Source organism: Ilyobacter sp. (assembly GCF_041583315.1).
Lineage (GTDB): Bacteria > Fusobacteriota > Fusobacteriia > Fusobacteriales > Fusobacteriaceae > Ilyobacter.
The window spans coordinates 1-2,190 of record NZ_JBFHGC010000495.1 but is presented as its reverse complement, the minus strand read 5'-3'; the positions used below and the strand labels follow the sequence as shown (position 1 = coordinate 2,190).

At 38.7% G+C, this 2,190-nt stretch carries 4 protein-coding genes; all 4 read right to left on the bottom strand.

The genetic code is table 11. The features are described 5' to 3' along the window. Positions 1–443, bottom strand: a 443-nt coding sequence (locus tag ABZA26_RS13380) for an AAA family ATPase (RefSeq protein ID WP_372715000.1), incomplete at its 3' end; no start/stop codon positions are given. Next, complete coding sequence (gene cobK, locus ABZA26_RS13375; protein WP_372714999.1) at positions 430–1,170, bottom strand: precorrin-6A reductase; 741 nt, start codon at positions 1,168–1,170, stop codon at positions 430–432. The genes cobK and ABZA26_RS13380, both read right to left, overlap by 14 nt. Positions 1,171–1,173: 3 nt before the next feature. Beyond that, entirely contained in the window at positions 1,174–1,899 is a 726-nt protein-coding gene (gene cobJ, locus ABZA26_RS13370) for a precorrin-3B C(17)-methyltransferase (RefSeq protein WP_372714998.1), read from the bottom strand. Continuing rightward, positions 1,892–2,190, bottom strand: a 299-nt coding sequence (locus ABZA26_RS13365; protein WP_372714997.1) for a cobalamin biosynthesis protein, incomplete at its 5' end; no start/stop codon positions are given. The genes cobJ and ABZA26_RS13365, both read right to left, overlap by 8 nt.

Below are 2,190 nucleotides of genomic sequence, written 5' to 3'. Positions count from 1 at the left end.
TCTCCCTCTTTGAGGTTTATTTCTGCAGTACTTCCTGCACCTTCTATTACTGATACGTCATAATTTTTTTCGATTGTACCGTATATTTTTATCAGTTCATCTTTTAGGCTAGGCTTAAATTCATGATATTCCCTTGCAGTCATATTTCTGAGAGCCTTACCGTTTAAGATTACCTGTGATTTTCTATCTGTCGTTGGTTTTAGTAATATAGGGTTCATAAAGGCTTCAGGTTTTATTCCGCAGGCTTCTGCCTGGACTACCTGAGCTCTACCCATCTCTTTCCCGTCTTCAGTGATGAAAGAGTTTAGAGCCATGTTTTGTGATTTAAAAGGACATACCGAATATCCGTCCTTATAGAGGATTCTGCATAATGCTGTTGTAACAAGACTCTTTCCCACAGAGGATGCCGTCCCTTGTACCATTATATTTTTATGCTTCTTCATATTCCATCACCTTTTTTATTATTTGGTCTATTTCACCAGTTTTCCAAGGATAATCTATCTGAGGTCTCGATAATATGACAGGTTTTACTCCGCACTCTGCAGCTGCCGTTATCTTTTCCAGCTCTCCTCCTGTAGCTCCGCTTTCCTTTGTAACTACATATTTTATATCATAATTTTTATAAATAGCCTTGTTGAACTCCTTTGAAAAAGGGCCCTGTATCGCTATTATCTGTTTGGGAAGTATCCCTGATTTTTCTGCCTTTTCAAGGGACTCTTTTACAGGAAGCATTCTGAAATAAATGTTTTCAAGATTTTTTAGTTCTTTGAAATATCCCAGGTTGTTACTCCCCAGGGTAACCAGGATCTTTCCATCGAGTTCTTCTATATACTCTGTCATATCATCCATAGAGGTAAATTTTATACCATCTTCATAAGAAAGCATATCCCTCTCAAATCTTAAATACGGAACTTTTTGAGCCTTAGAAGCAAGTATTGCATTTTGAGACACATTTACTGCATAGGGGTGGCTGGCATCAAGCACCAGCCCCACCTTGTTTGATTTTATAAAATCCTGCATCTCAATCTGGTCCATAGGTTCAGATACCACATTTATTCCTTTTAATAGCTTTTTCCCGTATTCAGTGGCTGTCGATACTATTATCTCTCTGCCCACAAGCCTGTCAACTATATTCCTAGAATCTTTGGTACCCCCTATAATCCAGATCATAGTTTATACCTTGTATCCTCTTGGAGTTATCATCTTCCCGCCTTTTATGAAGGTCTTTGAGTTTCCTACTATTACCGTTGTAAACATGTTGATTTCGTGATCCAGCATTTTTTCAAGGGTTGTAAGATCGTATTCCTGTCCATCTCTTCCTGTGTTTCTCACTATAGCCACTGGTGTATCTTTCTTTTTGTATTTCATCATGATTTCCCATGCTTCCACTATCTGAGTCTGTCTTCCGAAACTTTTAGGATTATAGTAAGAGATTATAAAATCTCCCTCAGAGGCAAGTTTTACCCTCTTTGTAATAAGATCCCAGTCAGTAAGCAGATCACTCAGGCTTATAGTAGCGTGGTCATGCATTACAGGAGCTCCCACCACTGATGCCGAAGCATTTGCAGATGTTACTCCAGGGATTACTTCCACCTCTATACCGCTGTCAGCAGCAACTTCCAGCATTATTCCTGCCATTCCGTATACTCCTGCATCTCCAGAGCTTATAAGGGCTACAGTTTTCCCGTCCTCGGCAAATTTCAGAGTTTCCTGGCATCTTTCTATCTCTTTTTTCATTGCAGACTTAAATGTCTCTTTTCCCACAAACAGATCTTCCACAAGATTTATATATGTCTTATGTCCCACTATTATATCTGAGTCTTCCATGGCTTTATAAGCTCTGAAAGTCATATTTTCTTTATTTCCAGGACCTATACCTATTACGTATATTTTACCCATCTTTTCTTATCTCCTCTTCATACAATGATACTGTTATTCCGTTATGTCTCATTTTTTCAGTTATAAACTGACCTTTAGATTTAGAAGCAAGGAGTGCACATGGAGCCGACACCGACTTCACCCCTATACTCTTTTTCACAAAATCCGAACCTTCAAAATCATCTTCTATTGGAAGTATTTCCTCCCTGGAAATCACAGCTATTTCTTTGTTATAGTATTTCACCGCTTCTAGAAGACCTTCTTCGTCTCCCTTTAGGTCCACAGTGGCAAATATCCTTATACTCTCCATAT

Coding starts and splice junctions, on each gene's coding strand:
- cobK (WP_372714999.1), bottom strand. CDS start 1,170: ATGATCTGGATTATAGGGGGTACCAAAGATTCTAGGAATATAGTTGAC.
- cobJ (WP_372714998.1), bottom strand. CDS start 1,899: ATGGGTAAAATATACGTAATAGGTATAGGTCCTGGAAATAAAGAAAAT.